This is a genomic window from Streptomyces sp. NPDC127129, assembly GCF_042671585.1.
In the GTDB taxonomy this organism is placed as follows: domain Bacteria; phylum Actinomycetota; class Actinomycetes; order Streptomycetales; family Streptomycetaceae; genus Streptomyces.
The window spans coordinates 75003-90109 of record NZ_JBHXTV010000009.1; the positions used below are offsets into that span (position 1 = coordinate 75003).

Annotated in this window: 14 protein-coding genes; 8 read left to right on the top strand and 6 right to left on the bottom strand. The window is 73.5% G+C overall.

The genetic code is table 11. From position 1 onward, the window contains the following. The first annotated feature begins 47 nt into the window (after positions 1 to 47). Positions 48 to 716 (top strand): TetR/AcrR family transcriptional regulator, encoded by a 669-nt coding sequence (locus ACFVGW_RS18710; protein WP_385852749.1) that lies wholly within the window; start codon positions 48 to 50, stop codon positions 714 to 716. Here the strand turns inward: ACFVGW_RS18710 and ACFVGW_RS18715 are convergent. Next, positions 667 to 1515 carry a MaoC/PaaZ C-terminal domain-containing protein gene (locus tag ACFVGW_RS18715; RefSeq protein ID WP_385852750.1) on the bottom strand — a complete coding sequence of 283 codons (849 nt, stop codon included), beginning with the start codon at positions 1513 to 1515 and terminating at the stop codon, positions 667 to 669. The two genes, ACFVGW_RS18710 and ACFVGW_RS18715, sit on opposite strands and share 50 nt — an antisense overlap. A 92-nt stretch (positions 1516 to 1607) precedes the next feature. Here ACFVGW_RS18715 and ACFVGW_RS18720 point away from each other — a divergent pair, with 92 nt between their 5' ends. Next, positions 1608 to 3479, top strand: a complete 1872-nt coding sequence (locus tag ACFVGW_RS18720; RefSeq protein WP_385852751.1) for an AMP-dependent synthetase/ligase — start codon at positions 1608 to 1610, stop codon at positions 3477 to 3479. Here the strand turns inward: ACFVGW_RS18720 and ACFVGW_RS18725 are convergent. Beyond that, positions 3469 to 3717 carry an SCO4226 family nickel-binding protein gene (locus ACFVGW_RS18725; protein ID WP_383222725.1) on the bottom strand — a complete coding sequence of 83 codons (249 nt, stop codon included), beginning with the start codon at positions 3715 to 3717 and terminating at the stop codon, positions 3469 to 3471. The two genes, ACFVGW_RS18720 and ACFVGW_RS18725, sit on opposite strands and share 11 nt — an antisense overlap. Before the next feature lie 43 nt (positions 3718 to 3760). After that, entirely contained in the window at positions 3761 to 4420 is a 660-nt protein-coding gene (locus ACFVGW_RS18730; RefSeq protein ID WP_385852752.1) for a pyridoxal 5'-phosphate synthase, read from the bottom strand. A gap of 21 nt (positions 4421 to 4441) precedes the next feature. On the opposite strand from ACFVGW_RS18730, the gene ACFVGW_RS18735 reads away from it, so the two are divergent. Then, on the top strand, positions 4442 to 5212 hold the full coding sequence (locus ACFVGW_RS18735) for a methyltransferase domain-containing protein (protein ID WP_383222728.1): 771 nt from the start codon (positions 4442 to 4444) through the stop codon (positions 5210 to 5212). Here the strand turns inward: ACFVGW_RS18735 and ACFVGW_RS18740 are convergent. Both ACFVGW_RS18740 and ACFVGW_RS18745 read right to left on the bottom strand, forming a co-directional pair. After that, positions 5190 to 6452: an FAD-dependent monooxygenase gene (locus ACFVGW_RS18740; RefSeq protein WP_385852753.1), complete on the bottom strand. Its 1263-nt coding sequence runs from the start codon at positions 6450 to 6452 to the stop codon at positions 5190 to 5192. The two genes, ACFVGW_RS18735 and ACFVGW_RS18740, sit on opposite strands and share 23 nt — an antisense overlap. A 121-nt stretch (positions 6453 to 6573) precedes the next feature. After that, positions 6574 to 7743 (bottom strand): acetyl-CoA acetyltransferase, encoded by a 1170-nt coding sequence (locus ACFVGW_RS18745; RefSeq protein ID WP_385852754.1) that lies wholly within the window; start codon positions 7741 to 7743, stop codon positions 6574 to 6576. 33 nt (positions 7744 to 7776) lie between these two features. Between ACFVGW_RS18745 and ACFVGW_RS18750 the strand changes: the two genes are divergently transcribed. The 3 genes from ACFVGW_RS18750 to ACFVGW_RS18760 all read left to right on the top strand — a co-directional run bounded on the left by ACFVGW_RS18750 (position 7777) and on the right by ACFVGW_RS18760 (position 10176). Continuing rightward, positions 7777 to 8148, top strand: a complete 372-nt coding sequence (locus ACFVGW_RS18750) for a DUF1801 domain-containing protein (RefSeq protein WP_352187105.1) — start codon at positions 7777 to 7779, stop codon at positions 8146 to 8148. Between the two features lie 391 nt (positions 8149 to 8539). Then, positions 8540 to 9706, top strand: coding sequence for an acyl-CoA dehydrogenase family protein (locus ACFVGW_RS18755; RefSeq protein ID WP_385852755.1), 1167 nt, complete (start codon positions 8540 to 8542; stop codon positions 9704 to 9706). Further along, the gene (locus ACFVGW_RS18760) at positions 9706 to 10176 is read left to right on the top strand and encodes a nitroreductase family deazaflavin-dependent oxidoreductase (protein WP_385852756.1); all 471 of its coding nucleotides are present in this window, start codon (positions 9706 to 9708) and stop codon (positions 10174 to 10176) included. Before ACFVGW_RS18755 ends, ACFVGW_RS18760 begins: the two co-directional genes overlap by 1 nt. 243 nt (positions 10177 to 10419) lie before the next feature. Here ACFVGW_RS18760 and ACFVGW_RS18765 read toward each other — a convergent pair whose 3' ends face one another. Then, complete coding sequence (locus ACFVGW_RS18765; RefSeq protein WP_352187108.1) at positions 10420 to 11067, bottom strand: TetR family transcriptional regulator; 648 nt, start codon at positions 11065 to 11067, stop codon at positions 10420 to 10422. Between the two features lie 248 nt (positions 11068 to 11315). Between ACFVGW_RS18765 and ACFVGW_RS18770 the strand changes: the two genes are divergently transcribed. Next, a complete protein-coding gene (locus ACFVGW_RS18770) occupies positions 11316 to 12245 on the top strand; it encodes a VOC family protein (RefSeq protein ID WP_385852757.1) in 930 nt (309 codons plus the stop codon). 103 nt (positions 12246 to 12348) lie between these two features. Beyond that, complete coding sequence (locus ACFVGW_RS18775) at positions 12349 to 14745, top strand: serine/threonine-protein kinase (protein ID WP_385852758.1); 2397 nt, start codon at positions 12349 to 12351, stop codon at positions 14743 to 14745. The last annotated feature ends 362 nt before the right edge of the window (positions 14746 to 15107 follow it).

Consider the following 15107-nt stretch of genomic DNA (forward strand, 5'->3'; position numbering starts at 1 on the left):
CGTAGGCTCTCCCCGGACAGGTGAGCAGGGGTGGGAAGGCGGGCGGCGTGGGCGCCACGAAGGTCAAGCGGATGCCGCGGGAAGTGCGGGAGCGGCAGATGATGGACGCCGCCGTGCAGACCTTCGGGCAGCGGGGGTATCAGGCCGCGTCCATGGACGAGATCGCCGAGCTCGCCGGAGTCTCGAAGCCGCTGGTCTATCTGTATCTGAACTCCAAGGAAGAGCTCTTCACCGCCTGTATCCGGCGGGAGGCGCAGGCGCTGCTCGCCGCCGTCGCGGCCGGGGTCGACTCGCGGTTGCCGGCGGAGGAGCAGTTGTGGGCCGGGCTGCTGGCCTTCTTCACGCACACCGCCGAGCACCCCGACGGCTGGGCCGTGCTCAGCCGGCAGGCGCGGACGCAGGGGGAGCCCTTCGCGAGCGAGGCGGGGCGGATGCGGGGCGAGATCGTGGCGTACGTGGGGACGCTGATCGGGGCCGCCGCGGAGGCGACCCACCGGGAGACGCACCGGGATCCCGAGCTTGCCGAGCGGGATGTCGCCGGGCTCTCCCAGGCGCTGGTCGGGGCCGCGGAGTCGGTGGCCACGTGGGCCAACGAGACGCCCGGGATGACGGCCTGGGAGTCGGCGGCGACGCTGATGAACTTCTCCTGGGCCGGGCTCGGCAACCTCATGAAGAGCGAGCGCTGGTCTCCTCGGGCCGGTTCGGATCCACGATGAGGTGCAGGCGCTCGCCCGTCCTCAGCTGGATGCGGCCGCTGTCGTCGGTCGCGTGGGCCACCGTCGAGGGCAGGAGCAGTGGGGATCTGAACTCGGCTCTCACGTAGGGGAGTTCGGTCAAACAGTCCTGTTCTGCCAGGCAGCGTGCGAGCGTCCACATGCCGTGCGCGACCGTCCTCGGGAAGCCGAACGCCCGGGCGGTCAGCGGGTGGAGGTGGATCGGGTTGCGGTCGCCCGACACGGCCGCGTAGCGGCGGCCCAGGTTCCGGGGGAGGTGCCACTGCGCTGTCGGGGGCGGGAGTGGGTGTGCGTCGCGCGGCGGCGCCTCCGCGGTGCTCGCGTGGCGGGCCAGGTAGCCGCTCGCCGACTCCCAGACCAGCCGGCCGGCCAGCCGTGCCTCCGTCACCACCGTGACCTCGGTGCCCCGGTGGTGCGGTCTCGACTCCCTTGCGTACACCGTGAGTTCCGGACGGTCCGCCGCCGTGAGCGGGGCGTGCCGGGTGATCGTGATCCAGGTGTGGACGAGCCCGAGCAGGGGGAGCGGGAAGTCCCGGCGGCTCATCAGCCGCAGTGCCTGCGGAAAGCCGAGGACGTGGGGGTAGGTCAGGGGGAGCGGGCCGCCCGCGCCGTACCGGAAGCCGCAGAGGCGGGCGTACGCGGCGAGCCGGTCCTCGTCGACGCGCAGCGGTCCGCGGGTGATCCGGGTCCGGGGCGGCGGGACGTCGGGGCGGGCCCGGGTGAACGGGGTGCGGGTCACGGCGCCGGCCAGGGCCAGGAGGTCCGTCAGTGTGTCAGGCATCGTCGTGGTCCCAACTCCTCGCCCGGTCTTGGATTTACCGAAAAGTAAGGTTACTCATAGGGCAGTAGTCCGCAGCGACCGAGGAGCCGCACGTGCCCGACAACGAGCCGCAGCCGTACGTCACCGTCGTGGCCGGGAGGGTCCGCGAGGCCTCCGTGCCCCCGCTCGCGCCCCCGGTCCGGCGCGGCTCGCTCGCCGACATCCCCTACGACAACGCCCGCGCGGAGCCGGGCGCCGTCGCCTTCTCCCGCAAGCGCGCCGACGGGACCTGGGAGGACGTCACGGCCTCCGCCTTCGCCGCCGAAGTCCACTCCGTGGCCAAGGGGTTGATCGCCGCGGGCCTGCAGCCGGGAGACCGGCTCGCCCTGATGGCCCGTACCACCTACGCGTGGACCCTGCTCGACTTCGCCGCCTGGGCCGCCGGGCTGATCACCGTCCCCGTCTACCCCACCTCCTCCGCCTTCCAGACCCGCTGGATCCTCCAGGACTCCGGCGCGGCGGCCTGTGTCGTCGAGGACACCACCCAAGGCCGGCTGGTCTCCACCGAGCGCCGCGGACTGCCCGGCCTCGCCCACCTCTGGGTCCTCGACTCCGGCGCCGTCGACCAGCTGCGCAAGGCCGGGGCGCATGTCCCCGACGAGGCCGTGACCGCCCGCCGCGGACTGCTCACCCCGGAGACCTTCGCCACCCTCGTCTACACCTCGGGCACCACCGGCCGCCCCAAGGGCTGCGCCCTCACCCACGCCAACTTCTTCGCCGAGGTGGACAACGCCATCGCGTTCCTCCACCCCGTCTTCCGCGAGGTGAGCAAGGAGGTCCCGTCGACGCTGCTCTTCCTGCCGCTCGCGCACGTCTTCGGCCGGATGGTCGCGATCGGCTGCGTACGGGCCCGGGTGCGGCTCGGGCACGCCCCGTCCATCGAGAACGGCGACCTGCTCGCCGACCTGGCCGGCTTCCGGCCCACGTTCCTCCTCGCCATCCCGTACGTCCTGGAGAAGGTGTACAACTCCGCCCGGGCGACGGCGGAGCGGAGCGGCCGGGCCGGTTCCTTCGACCGCGCGGCCCGGGTCGCCCGGCGGTACGGACACGAGGACGAGCCCTCGCTGGGACTGCGCGCGGCACGGGCGCTGTACGACCCGCTGGTCTACCGGCGGATCCGGGACGCGCTCGGCGGCCGGGTCCGGCACGTGATCTGCGGTGGATCGCCGCTGGGGATCCGGCTCTCTGAGTTCTACTCGGGCGCGGGCATCGAGGTCTACGAGGGGTACGGCCTGACGGAGACCTGCGCCGCCGCGACGGTCACCCCGCCGCGCCGCCCCCGCATCGGGACCGTCGGCAGGCCGCTGCCCGGCACGGCGGTACGGATCGCCGACGACGGTGAGATCTGGCTCAAGGGCGGCCATGTCTTCGCCGGCTACTGGGACTCCCAGCGCGGGGTCGCGGTGCCCTACACCGACGACGGATGGTTCCCGACCGGTGACCTGGGGGCGCTGGACGAGGACGGCTATCTGCGGATCACCGGCCGGAAGAAGGACATCCTGATCACCTCTGCGGGCAAGAACGTCGCCCCGGCCCCGCTGGAGGACTGGATCCGCGCCCATCCGCTGGTCGGCCAGTGCATGGTGCTCGGCGACGACCGCCCGTACGTCACCGCGCTGATCACCCTCGACCACGACGGTCTCGTGCACTGGCGGCGGATGCGGAAGAAGGACCACATCGCGCTGTGGGAGTTCGCCCGCGAGGAGGAGCTCCTCGCGGTGCTCCAGCGCGCCGTGGACGACGCCAACCGGCTGGTGTCCCGGGCCGAGGCGATCCGCGCGTTCCGCGTCCTGACCACCGAGTGGTCCGAGACCAGCGGCCACCTGACGCCCTCGCTCAAGCTGAGGCGGGGCGCGGTGCTGCGCGACTTCGCCCGCGAGATCGAGGAGATGTACGGGGGCGAGGACGCGGCCGTCACACCATGAGGCTCACTTCGTGGATCTCGTCCGCGGCGTGGCCCGTGCGGGCGTGGATGCGCTGGACGGCGTCGGCCGACGGCCCGTGCGACAGGCAGTAGACCGTGCCGGACTCCGGGTCGGCCCAGGCCTTCTCGAAGTGGACGCCCTCGTCCTTCTCGATCGCGAGGTCGGCGGCGTGCGCTTCCCTCAGCTCGTCGGCGGTGATCCCCACCATGTTCCGGTGGACATCCATGTACGTACCCATGGTTCTCGCACCTCCTCCTCTCATGGTGCGCCCCGGCCGGCGGTCAGGGCCAGAGCAGCTCGGTGACCCAGCCGCCGGCCTCCCGGCGGTAGCGCAGCCGGACGTGCCGCCGCCGCTCGTCGCCCTGGAAGAACTCGACCTCGTCCGCCTCCAGGACGTACAGCGTCCAGCTCTCGGCGTGGGCGCCCGGCTCGGCCTCCGCCCGCTCCCAGGCCGCCTCGCTCACCCGGCGCAGCTCCTCCGGCGACTCCAGCACCTCGCTCTGCCGGCCCACCAGGGCCGAGGCCAGCGCCCCGGTGGTGCGGGCGTGCAGATCGGCGTACGCCTCGTCCCGCGGGGACGTGGAGACCCGGCCGCGGACCCGGATCTGGCGGCCCTGGCGCGGCCAGTAGAAGCCGAGCGCGGCCTCGGGGCGGGCGGCGAGCTGGCGGCCCTTCGCGCTCGTGGCGTGCGAGGCGAAGTGCCAGCCGCGTTCGTCGGCGCCGTGCAGCATCACCGTACGGACGTCGGGCCGGCCGCCCTCGTCCACGGTCGCCAGGGACATGGTGTGCGGCTCGACCTGCCCGGCATCGGCCGCGGACACGAACCAGTCGCGGAAGAGGGGGAGGGGCTCGGCGGGCGCCGACCCGGGGTCGAAGCCGGGCAGCTCGGTGTCCCAGACCCGCAGCGAGCGGAGGGCGTGGTCGAAGCGAGAGTCGTTCATGGTGTCCATCATGATGGGGTCATGGCACGTTCCTTCGACGATCTGATCGCTGAGGCCGAGGCGGCGCCCGTCGCGGGCTGGGACTTCTCCTGGCTCGACGGCCGCGCCACCGAGGAGCGCCCGTCCTGGGGCTACCAGCGGCTCCTGGGCGACCGCGTCGCCGGAGCCTCGGCCGCTCTGGACATCCAGACCGGCGGCGGGGAGGTGCTGGCCGGTGCCCTGCGGACCGGTGCGGGGAAGCCCGCGGTGCTGGCCGCCACGGAGTCCTGGCCGCCGAACGTCGTGAAGGCCACCCGGCTGCTGCACCCGCTCGGCGTCGTGGTCGTAGCCGATCCGGACGAGCCGCCGCTGCCGTTCGCGGACGCGGCCTTCGACCTGGTCACGAGCCGTCATCCGGCGACCGTGTGGTGGACCGAGATCGCCCGGGTGCTGCGTCCCGGCGGGACGTATCTGGCCCAGCACGTCGGCCCCGCCTCGGTCTTCGAACTGGTCGAGTTCTTCCTCGGGCCGCAGCCCGAGGAGGTCCGGCGCGGCCGTCACCCCGACGACGAGAGTGCGCAGGCACGCGCCGCCGGCCTCGATGTGGTCGATCTCCGTCCGCAGACGCTGCGGACGGAGTTCTTCGACATCGGCGCGGTCGTGTACTTCCTGCGCAAGGTGATCTGGATGGTGCCCGGCTTCACGGTGGAGGCGTACCGGGACCGGCTGCGGGAGCTGCACGAACGGATCGAGCGGGAGGGCCCGTTCGTCGCGCACGCGTCCCGCTTCCTCATCGAGGCCCGCAAGCGGTAGCCGGCCGGACCGGCGCGGCCGGGTACTCCTTCAGGGGGACCGCGTGGGCCGCGCGCTGGATGTCGTCGCGGATCTTCTTCGCGATCAGGTTCTTCCACGGAGTGCGGGGGAGCGTGCGGACCATCAGCATGCGCAGGGCGATCTTCCAGCGGGAGGAGACCGTCATCTCCTTCGCGAAGCCGGCCGCGAACCGCTGGTTCAGCTCCACGCCCGGCCGCATGACGCGCTCGTACTCCGCGAAGGCCGTGCTGTGGTCGCCGTGGGCCGCGGCGAGTTCGCCCGCGAGGACGTACGCGCCGGTGAGGGCGAGGCCGGTGCCCTGGCCCGAGGCGGGGGAGGCGCAGTGGGCGGCGTCGCCGAGGAGGACGACGCGGCCGCTCGACCAGCGGTCCATCTCGATGAGGGCGATGGCGTCGAAGTAGAAGTCGTCGGCTCCGGACGCGTCGGCGATCAGCCGCGGGATCTCCCAGTCGTCGCCCGCGAAGGCGTCGGCGAGCAGCCGCTTCTGGGCGTCCGGGTCCCGGTGGTCGTAGGAGAGCTCCTCGGGTGCGGCGAAGACGAAGCAGTTCTTGGCGGTGTGCGCCTGCTCGCCGGCCGTGCTGTAGACGGAGACCAGCTTGTCCGGGCGGGCGTGGTAGGTCTCCCAGCGGGTGAGGCCCAGCCGGTTGGGGCCGCTGAAGATCGAGATGTACGCGCCCAGGTACCGCCGGAAGCGCCGCTCGTCGCCGAAGACGAGGCGCCGGGTGTTCGAGTGCATGCCGTCCGCGCCGACCACCAGGTCGAAGCGGCGGCGCGCTCCGCTCTCGAAGGTGACGTCGACGCCGTCGCCGTCGTCGTCGAGGGCGGCGATCGAGTCGCCGAAGAGGTACTCGACGTCCTCGCGGGTCCGCTCGTACAGGATCCGGGCGAGGTCGCCGCGCATGATCTCGTCGTCCTGCTCGACCCGGCCGCCGAAGATCTCCGCGGGCATCTGCCCGACCGTGCGGCCCTTGGCGTCGACGTACGAACCGCCCGCCATGTCCGTGGACCCTGCGCGGATCTCGTCGAGGATCCCCAGCCGCCGGCAGACCTCGACGGCGGTGCCGCGGATGTCGACCTTGTAGCCGCCGGTGCGGAGTTCGGGGGCGCGCTCGACGACGGTCGGGGTGAAGCCGTGGCGGTGGAGCTGGAGGGCGAGGGCCGGTCCGGCGACCGAGGCGCCGGAGATGAGGACCGTCTTGCTCGCGGGCGTGTGCGTCATGGCGGGACTCCTCGTCGTGTGGGTGCGGCACCGTGGCGGCCCCGCACCCATGACTATACGGATGTCCTACACGCTTGTCTATGACGGATGTATAGATCCGCGGGGCGGCCCCGGTCCGGCCTCAGCCCCGGCCGAGCACCACCGTTCCCGACGAGCAGAACCAGCCCCCCGTCCCCGACGCCACCGCCAGCTCGGGCAGGCTCCCGTCCGCCCGGCGCACCTGGAGCCCCGGCGCCTCCCCGCGCAGCTGCCGCACCGCCTCCACCAGCAGGAACAGGCCCCGCATCCCCGGATGGCAGGCCGAGAGGCCGCCGCCGTCCGTGTTCACCGGCAGGTGGTCCTTCTCCCCGACGAAAGGGCCGCCCTCGCCCTTCGCGCAGAAGCCCAGGTCCTCCAGCGTCACCAGCGTCATGTACGTGAAGGCGTCGTAGATCTCCGCGAGATCGATGTCCTCCGGCCGCACCCCCGCCCGCTCGAAGGCGAGCCGGCCGCTCACCGCGGCCGGGGAGACCGTGAAGTCCTCCCACTCCGACATCGTGGTGTGCGAGACGTGCTCGCCCGTGCCGAGGACCCACACCGGCGCCTTGGCCGTGTCCGGTACGTACTCCTCGGCGGCGAGCAGCACCGCGCAGCCGCCGTCGCTGCGGATGCAGCAGTGGAGCTTGGTGAACGGGTCGGCGATCATCGGGCCGTCCAGCACCTCGTCGACCGTGACGGGCTCGCGGAACATCGCCTCCGGGTTGAGCGCGGCGTTCGCCCGTGCCTGCACGGCGACCTCGGCGAGCTGCTCCAGGGTCGTCCCGTACTCGTGCATATGGCGACGGGCCGCCATCGCGTACTTGGCGATCAGGGTGTGACCGTAGGGGGCCTCGAACTGCAGCGGGCCGCGCGCTCCGAAGGAGAGGTTCGACGTGCGCCGCCGGGCCTTGATGTCGGCGCGGGCGGTCGAACCGTAGACGAGCAGGACGGCGTTGGCGTGGCCCGCGGCGATGGCGTCGGCGGCGTGGGCGGCCATGACCTCCCAGGTGGCGCCGCCGACGGCGGTCGAGTCCACCCATCGGGGGCGCAGGCCGAGGTACTCGGCGACCTCGACCGGCGCGAGGGTGCCGAGTCCCGCCGAGGCGAGACCGTCGATCACCGAGCGGTCGAGTCCGCTGTCCGCGAGGGCGCGGCGGGCCGCCTGGGCGTGCAGAGTGTAGGGAGTGGCCTCGTCGACCCGGCCGCAGTCGGAGAGGGATATGCCGACGACGGCGACGCGGCGCCCGGCGCGGTTCCGTGAAGTGGTGGGCATGAATCTGACGGTACATCAGATAAGGAGAATCCGATGCCGAGGAGTACGGCCGAAGACGTCGACACCTACCTGGCCGAGATCGTGGAGCCGGACCGTCTGACGGCCCTCGTGCGGCTGCGCGAGCTCTGCCGCACCGAACTCCACGGCTTCGAGGAGGCCATGGCCTACGGCATGCCCACCTACCGGCGGCCGGGCGGGGAGCCGGAGATCGCCTTCGCCTCGCAGAAGCAGTACATCTCCTTCTATCTGATGCGCCCGGACGTGCGGGAGGGCTTCGAGGAGCGGCTCGCGGACCAGGACATGGGCAAGGGGTGTCTGCGCTTCCGACGCCCGGAACGCGTCGACTTCACCCTCGTACGGGACCTGCTGCGCGCGACGGCGAAGGCGCCGGGCGACGTCTGCTGAAGCGGGGGCGGCGGTGGTGGGCGGCGGTGGTGGTGGGCGGTGACGGCGGTGGGCGGCGACGGCGGTGGGCGGGCGGTCCGGCGGGGCCGGGCGGCGCGCGGGGCGCGGGGCGCCGGGGCGCCGTGAGTCCGTCGGGCGTCGTCCGGCGCCCGGCCCTGGCGGGGTCGCCCGTCCGGCATTTGGCCCCGGCGGGGTCGCCCCGTGCGCGACCTCCGGGCGGCGTCCGGCGCCCGGTCCTCTTCGCCGTCCCCGTGCGGGGACGCGGCGGCCGCCCTGTTCCCGGCCCGGCGGCCGTCCCGGGCGTCCCGTCGACATCCCCTCCCTCCAGACTCTGGGTTTCTTCCTCCGACCGCCCTAGCATGACGGGCCGTCAGATACGGAGGGGAGCTCCATGGACGCCGCCTTCACCGCGGAGCAGGACGAGATCCGCCGCACCTTGCGCGAACTGCTCGCCAAGCGCTCCGGACCCGCCGAGGTCCGCGCCGCCGTCGCGACCCCCGAGGGGTACGACACCGACCTGTGGAGCCGGATGTCCGGCGCCCTCGGTCTGCCCGGGCTCGCCCTGCCCGAGGAGTACGGAGGCGTCGGCTGCGGCCCTGCCGAACTCGTCCTCGCCTGCGAGGAGACCGGGCGGGCACTCGCCCCCTCGCCGCTCCTCGCCACCGCCCTCCTCGCCGCCCCGGCGATCCGCGCCCTCGGCGCCGAGCGGCAGCGCGCCGACCTGCTGCCCCGCATCGCCGACGGCTCCCTGACCTGCGCACTCGCCGTCCCCGGCGCCTCGCTGGCGCTCGCCCTCGGTCTCACGGGCGACAACCGCTCCTGGGTCGCGGGCGGCGGCCGGGCCGGCGGCGTCCAGGCGCGGGCCACGGACGGCGGATGGCAGCTGTACGGGGAGGTGACACAGGTCCTCGACGGGCACAGCGCCGGGCTGCTCGTGGTCGCCGCCCACGCCGGCGGCTTCGCCCGGAGCCGGACCCTGCTCTTCCTCGTCCGCGGGGACGCGACCGGAATCGTCCGGACCCGGCAGCCGACCCTGGACGCGACCCGATCCCAGGCGTCGATCCAACTCCGCGATGTCGAGGCGGAGTTGCTCGGCGAGGAGCCGGTCGACGTGCTCGGGACGCTCGCCGCGACCGGACGGACGGCCGCCGCGGCGCTCGCGGCCGAGGCGATCGGCGCGGCCCAGGCCGCACTGGACCGCACCGTCGAGTACGTCGGTTCCCGCGAGCAGTTCGGCCGGCCCGTCGGCTCCTTCCAGGCGGTCAAGCACCGGATCGCCGACCTGTACGTCCAGGTCGAGGCGGCGCGCTCGCTGACCTACGGCGCCGCCCGTGAACCGGCGACCGGCGCGCTCGCCCTCGCGGCGGCCCTGGAGGCGCTGCGGACGGTCGCCGGCGAGACGATCCAGCTCCACGGCGGCATCGGCTTCACCTGGGAGCACGAGGCGCATCTGTACATCAAGCGGGCCACGGCCGACGAGCTGCTCTTCGGGCCCGCGCGCCGGCTGCGCGAGCGGGCGGCCCAGGCGACGGGTCTCTTCGGAGAGGTGGCGGCCTGATGCCCGTGGGGTTGCGTCTGATGCAGAAGGTCTCGTCCACGAGGGCGTTCGCGAAGGTCGCTCCGCACTTCGTCCCGGCCATGGACCGGGCCGTGCACCGGCTGACGCGCGGAAAGGTGCTGCTGAGCGCCCAGATGCTGCCCGGGGTCGTCCTGACGGCGAAGGGTGCCAGGTCGGGGCAGCCGCGGGTGACGCCCCTCGCGTGCATGCCGGAGCCCGCCGGCACCTGGCTCCTGATCGGGTCGAACTTCGGGCGCGACGGGCATCCGGCCTGGACGGCGAACCTGCTGAAACACCCCGACGCCGAGGTGAGTTGGCGCGGCGAGACGATCCCGGTACGGGCGGAGCTGCTGGCGGGGGAGGAGCGGGCGGAGGCGTGGCGTGCGGCGCTCGCCTTCTGGCCGCCGTACGCGACGTACCAGCAGCGGGTGGAGCGCGAGATCAGGCTCTTCCGCCTGACGAGGCGCTGAGGTCCCGCCCGCCGCCGGACAGGGAAAACGCCGGCGGCGGTCTCACGAAGGGGACCGCCGCCGGCGCGACAGGACGGACGAGGAACGGGGCGGGCGGGGATCAGGCCGCGATCCGAGGGCGTGCCCGCAGGGTGCGCGAGGGCCGGTGCGCGAGGGCCGGTGCGCAGGGTGCGCACGGCTGCGTACGGGCGGGTGCGGGCGGGTAAGGGCGCGTACGGGTGCGCGTGACCGGCGGGCCCGAAGCTACTTCGTCGGCTTCTTGCCCGTGATGCCCAGGTGCACCAACAGCGCCAGATTCGGCTTCAGTTCGGCCTGCTTCACGCCCCAGGTCTGGAAGCCCTTCTGGTGGCCGGCCACCGAGGCCAGCATCGCCACCAGGGAGCCCGCCATCGCCGCGGGGCTGACGTCCTTGTCGACCTTGCCCTTCGACTGGAGCTCCTTCACGCTGTCCGTGAGGGAGTTGGTGACGGAGTTCAGGATCTTCATGCGGATCTTGTAGAACCGCTTGTCGCCCTCCGCGGCACCGAGGTCCACGACCCGCAGGATCGCGTCGTGCTTGCGCCAGAAGTCCAGGAATCCCTCGACCAGTTCCTCGGAGGTCTGCCAGCCGGCCTTGCCGACCCAGGAGCGGCCGGAGACCAGCTCGGTCAACGCGGCGCCCTCCTTGGCCATTTCCTCCGCGATCTCGAGGACGGCGCCCTCGACGTCGGGGAAGTACTGGTAGAACGTCGCGGGTGAAGTGCCCGCCTTCCGGGCCACGTCGATGACCTTGACGTCCCGGTACGGCGAGGAGCTGAGCATCTCGCTGAGGCAGTCGAGCAGCTTCTGCCGCGTCGCCTGGCCGCGTCGTCCGGCCACGCGGCCGTCGACGGTACGTACTTGTCCTGTCATGCCGTCAGCTTACCGAGGGGTGATCGGCGCGCGATTCGGCCGACTGCAAATGGGGTGCACCCCCGTCCACCCCTCCCCGGCGGGGCCGGACGCGGCGGAACGATCAGCTCCATTCGAAAAGGCTTATTAACAGCCTGTGGACAACTTCGGTGGACAACTCGTGAGGCGCCGGATCGCCGCCTCCCTATATGGCGGTATGTTCGATTATGGGGCGTGCGGGGCGAGTGCCCCCGGCCTAGCGTGGAGCCATGGCCGTATTCACAGAGGGCACCCCGTGCTGGGTGGAGGCGCAGCTCCCCGATCTCGAGGCGGGCAAGCGGTTCTACGGCGAGCTCTTCGGCTGGACCTTCGACCCCGACCGCGACGAGGCCCTCAGCGACGGCAGGCGCGTCGCCGGACTCGTACCGAAGCGGGACGGCAGGATGCCCACCACCTGGACCGTCTTCCTCGCCACCGAGAACGCGGGCACGCTCGCGGCCCGGATCAAGCAGGCCGGCGGGCAGATGATCATGGAGCCGTACCCGGTGGGGCCCTTCGGGGTGCTGGCGCTCGCCGCCGACCCCGGCGGCGCCGTCTTCGGGCTCCGGCAGGCCGGGGACGACGAAGGCTTCGAGAAGACGATGCTCCCCGGCTCCTTCTGCTGGATGGAGGTCTATACGAGGGAGCGGGACGCGGTCGACACCTTCTACGCCTCCGTCTTCGGCTACCTCGGCCGCCAGGTGGACGCGGACGAGGAGGGCAGGGAGGGCGGCTTCGACTACCGCGTCTGGTCCCCGCCCGGCTCCCGCCCCGGGGACGACACCGCCTTCGGCGGCCGGGCCGTCCTCAACGAGGCGTTCCCGGCCGAGATGCCGGGGCACGTGCTCCTCTACTTCGCCGTCGCGGACTGCGACGCGGCCTGCGCGACCGCCGTCGAGCTCGGCGGCCGGGTCACCAACCCGCCCTTCGACACTCCGCACGGCCGCATCGCCGTCCTCCGCGACAACCAGGGCGCCCGCTTCGCGGTCCTCTCGGAGCCGTCGGACGATCCGGCGGCCGAACCCCGGGCCGTGACCTCGGCCGAAGCGCGGGCCGGCACCGGGCCCGAACCCGTGGCCGGGGCGCCGACTCGTTCGGGGGACGACGAATCCGCCGAATCGGCTGAAAGGGCCACCTCCGCGTCCGACGATATGCACTGAGACACCCCGATCCGCCCCCGGGTTCGCAACCGTCGCCCCGGACAGGAAGAATCAGGGCCACGGGGCCGTATTCTCATGGCCCGTACGGGGAGGTGGCAGGCAAGTGGAGCAGCTGACGCAGCACGACCCGAGACGGATCGGGCCCTTCGAGGTGCTGGGACGGCTCGGTGCCGGCGGCATGGGTCTCGTCTATCTCGCGCGCTCGGCGTCGGGGCGGCGCGTGGCGATCAAGACCGTGCGGACCGAGCTCGCCGAGGACCAGCTGTTCCGTGTCCGTTTCACCCGTGAGGTCGAGGCCGCGCGGGCCGTCTCCGGCTTCTACACGGCCGCCGTCGTCGACGCCGACCCGCGGGCCGCCGTGCCGTGGCTCGCCACCGCCTACGTCCCCGCTCCCTCCCTCGAAGAGATAGTGAACGAGTGCGGGCCGCTGCCGGCCCAGGCCGTGCGCTGGCTGGCCGCCGGGGTCGCCGAGGCCCTGCAGTCCATCCACGGCGCGGGCCTGGTCCACCGCGACCTGAAGCCGTCGAACGTCCTCGTCGTCGAGGACGGCCCCCGGGTGATCGACTTCGGTATCGCCTCCGGGGTCTCCAACACCCGGCTGACCATGACCAACGTCGCCGTCGGCACGCCCGCGTACATGTCGCCCGAGCAGGCCCGCGACTCGCGCAGCGTCACCGGCGCCAGCGACGTCTTCTCGCTGGGCTCGATGCTGGTCTTCGCCGCCACCGGCCACGCCCCCTTCCACGGCGCCAACCCCGTCGAGACGGTGTTCATGCTGCTCAGGGAGGGGCCGGACCTGGAGGGGCTGCCCGACGAGCTGCGTCCGCTGATCGACTCCTGTATGCAGATGGACGTCTCGCGCCGTCCCTCCCCGGCCGATCTGCAGGCCCAGCTCGCGCCCCATCTCTTCGGACCGGGCAGTGACGACAGCGGGACGGCGTCGGCGTGGCTGCCGCAGTCGGCGACCGCCATGATCGAGACGCGCCGCGGCGGCCGTCCGAGCGCCCCGCCGCCCCCGGCCGCCCCGCCCGCCCCGCCGCGTCCGCCCCGCCAGGCACCGGAGTGGGGCGCCGACCCGCGCCCCGGCCACGGCGCCGACCCGCGTCCCGGGGGCGGGCGGCACGCCGCCCCGGCCGAGTCCTCCGGTCCCGTACGGCTGGCCGGAGCCGCCGTCCCGATCGGACCCGGCCCCCGGGTCGCCGACACGCGCGCCGCGATCGGTCAGGTCTCGGACACCGCCACCGGCTGGATCCGCCCGCCCGGCGGCGGTGCGAACGGCGCAGAGCCCGGCCCGCCGCCGGGCGCCCGCCCGCTCCCCGTACCCGCACCGGCGCCGGAGGCGGCGCCCGAGCCCGCGCACTGGCGGCCCTGGCGCTTCCGGATGTCGAACGACGTCTGGGGCACCCCGGTCGTCGCCGGCGACCTGCTCTACGTGACCTCCTTCGAGGTGCACGCCCTGGACGTGGCCAGCGGCCGCCGCCAGTTCAAGACGCGGGACGTCGCCTGGTCGATGGCGGTGGCCCAGGGCCGTATCCACGCCTCCGACGGGCCGACGCTCTACGCGCTCGACGCGACCGACGGCGGCGAGCGCTGGCGGCTCCAGACGGACGCCTGGGTGTACTCGCTCAAGGTCGACCGGGGCACGGTCGTCACCGGTACCCGGGGCGGCGGCGTCCAGGGCTGGGAGGCCTCCAACGGCGCCAAGCTGTGGGAGATCACCGGCGCGCAGACGGAGTTCGAGACCCCGGAGGCGGGGCCCGCCGTGCACGGCGACACGGTGTACGTGTGGCGCGAGGCCAGGCTCCAGGCGCTGGACGCCCGTACGGGTGTCGAGCGCTGGTCGTACCCGGTCGGCGACGCCGCCTCGTGCGGCAACGTGCCGGTGCGGGTGACTCCGGCGGAGGACGGCTGCGTGTACGTCGCGGCCGGGACGCGGGTCCTCTCGATCGACATCGCGGGCGGGCACGTCCGCTGGCACTTCGAGGCGCCCGCCGTCTTCCTCTCGCCGCCGGCCTTCGCGCCCGGTCCCGCCGTCACCGGCGGCGGGGTCTACCTCGCCGACTACCTCGGGACGGTGTACGCGCTCGACGCGACCACCGGACAGGACCGCTGGCGGATCGCGACCGAGTCGCGCCAGTCGATCGAGCCGGTCCTGGTCGTCGACGGCAACGTCCACGTGGGCAGCGGGAGCGCGCTGTACACGCTCGACGCCGTCACCGGCACGCCGAAGTGGCGGTTCGCGGCGGGCGGCGAGCTGACCGGTGCGCCGGTCGTCGCCGACGGCCGGGTGCACTTCGGCTCCGCGGACCACGTCCTGTACACGCTGGACGCGACGGGCGGCCAGCTGCGCTGGAAGCTCGCGACCGGCGGCGAGATCACCGGCTCGCCGGTGGCGCGGGGCGGGGTCGTGTACGCGTGCAGCAAGGACCGGTGCGTGTACGCGCTGGACGCGGTGAAGGGCACGGCGACCGGCCGCGGGGCGGCGGCACCCAGGGCCTGAGCCCGCGAGCCGTGTCGTCGCGCCGGTCGGGGACGCCGCGAGCCGTGTCGTCGCCGCCGGTCGCGGAACCCCAGAGCCGTGTCGTCGCCGCCGGTCGCGGAACCCCAGAGCCGTGTCGTCGTGCCGGTCCGCGGGCCGGGCGTCGCGCCGGTGGGGGACGCCGCGAGCCGGGTCGTCGCCGCCGGTCGGGGAACTCCAGAGCCGTGTCGTCGTGCCGGTCCGCGGGCGGGTCGTCGCGCCCGTCGGGGACGCCGCGAGCCGGGTCGTTGCCGCCGGTCGGGGAACTCCAGAGCCGTGTCGTCGCGCCGGTCCGCGGGCCGGGCGTCGCGCCGGTCGGGGAACTCCAGAGCCGGGCCGTCGCC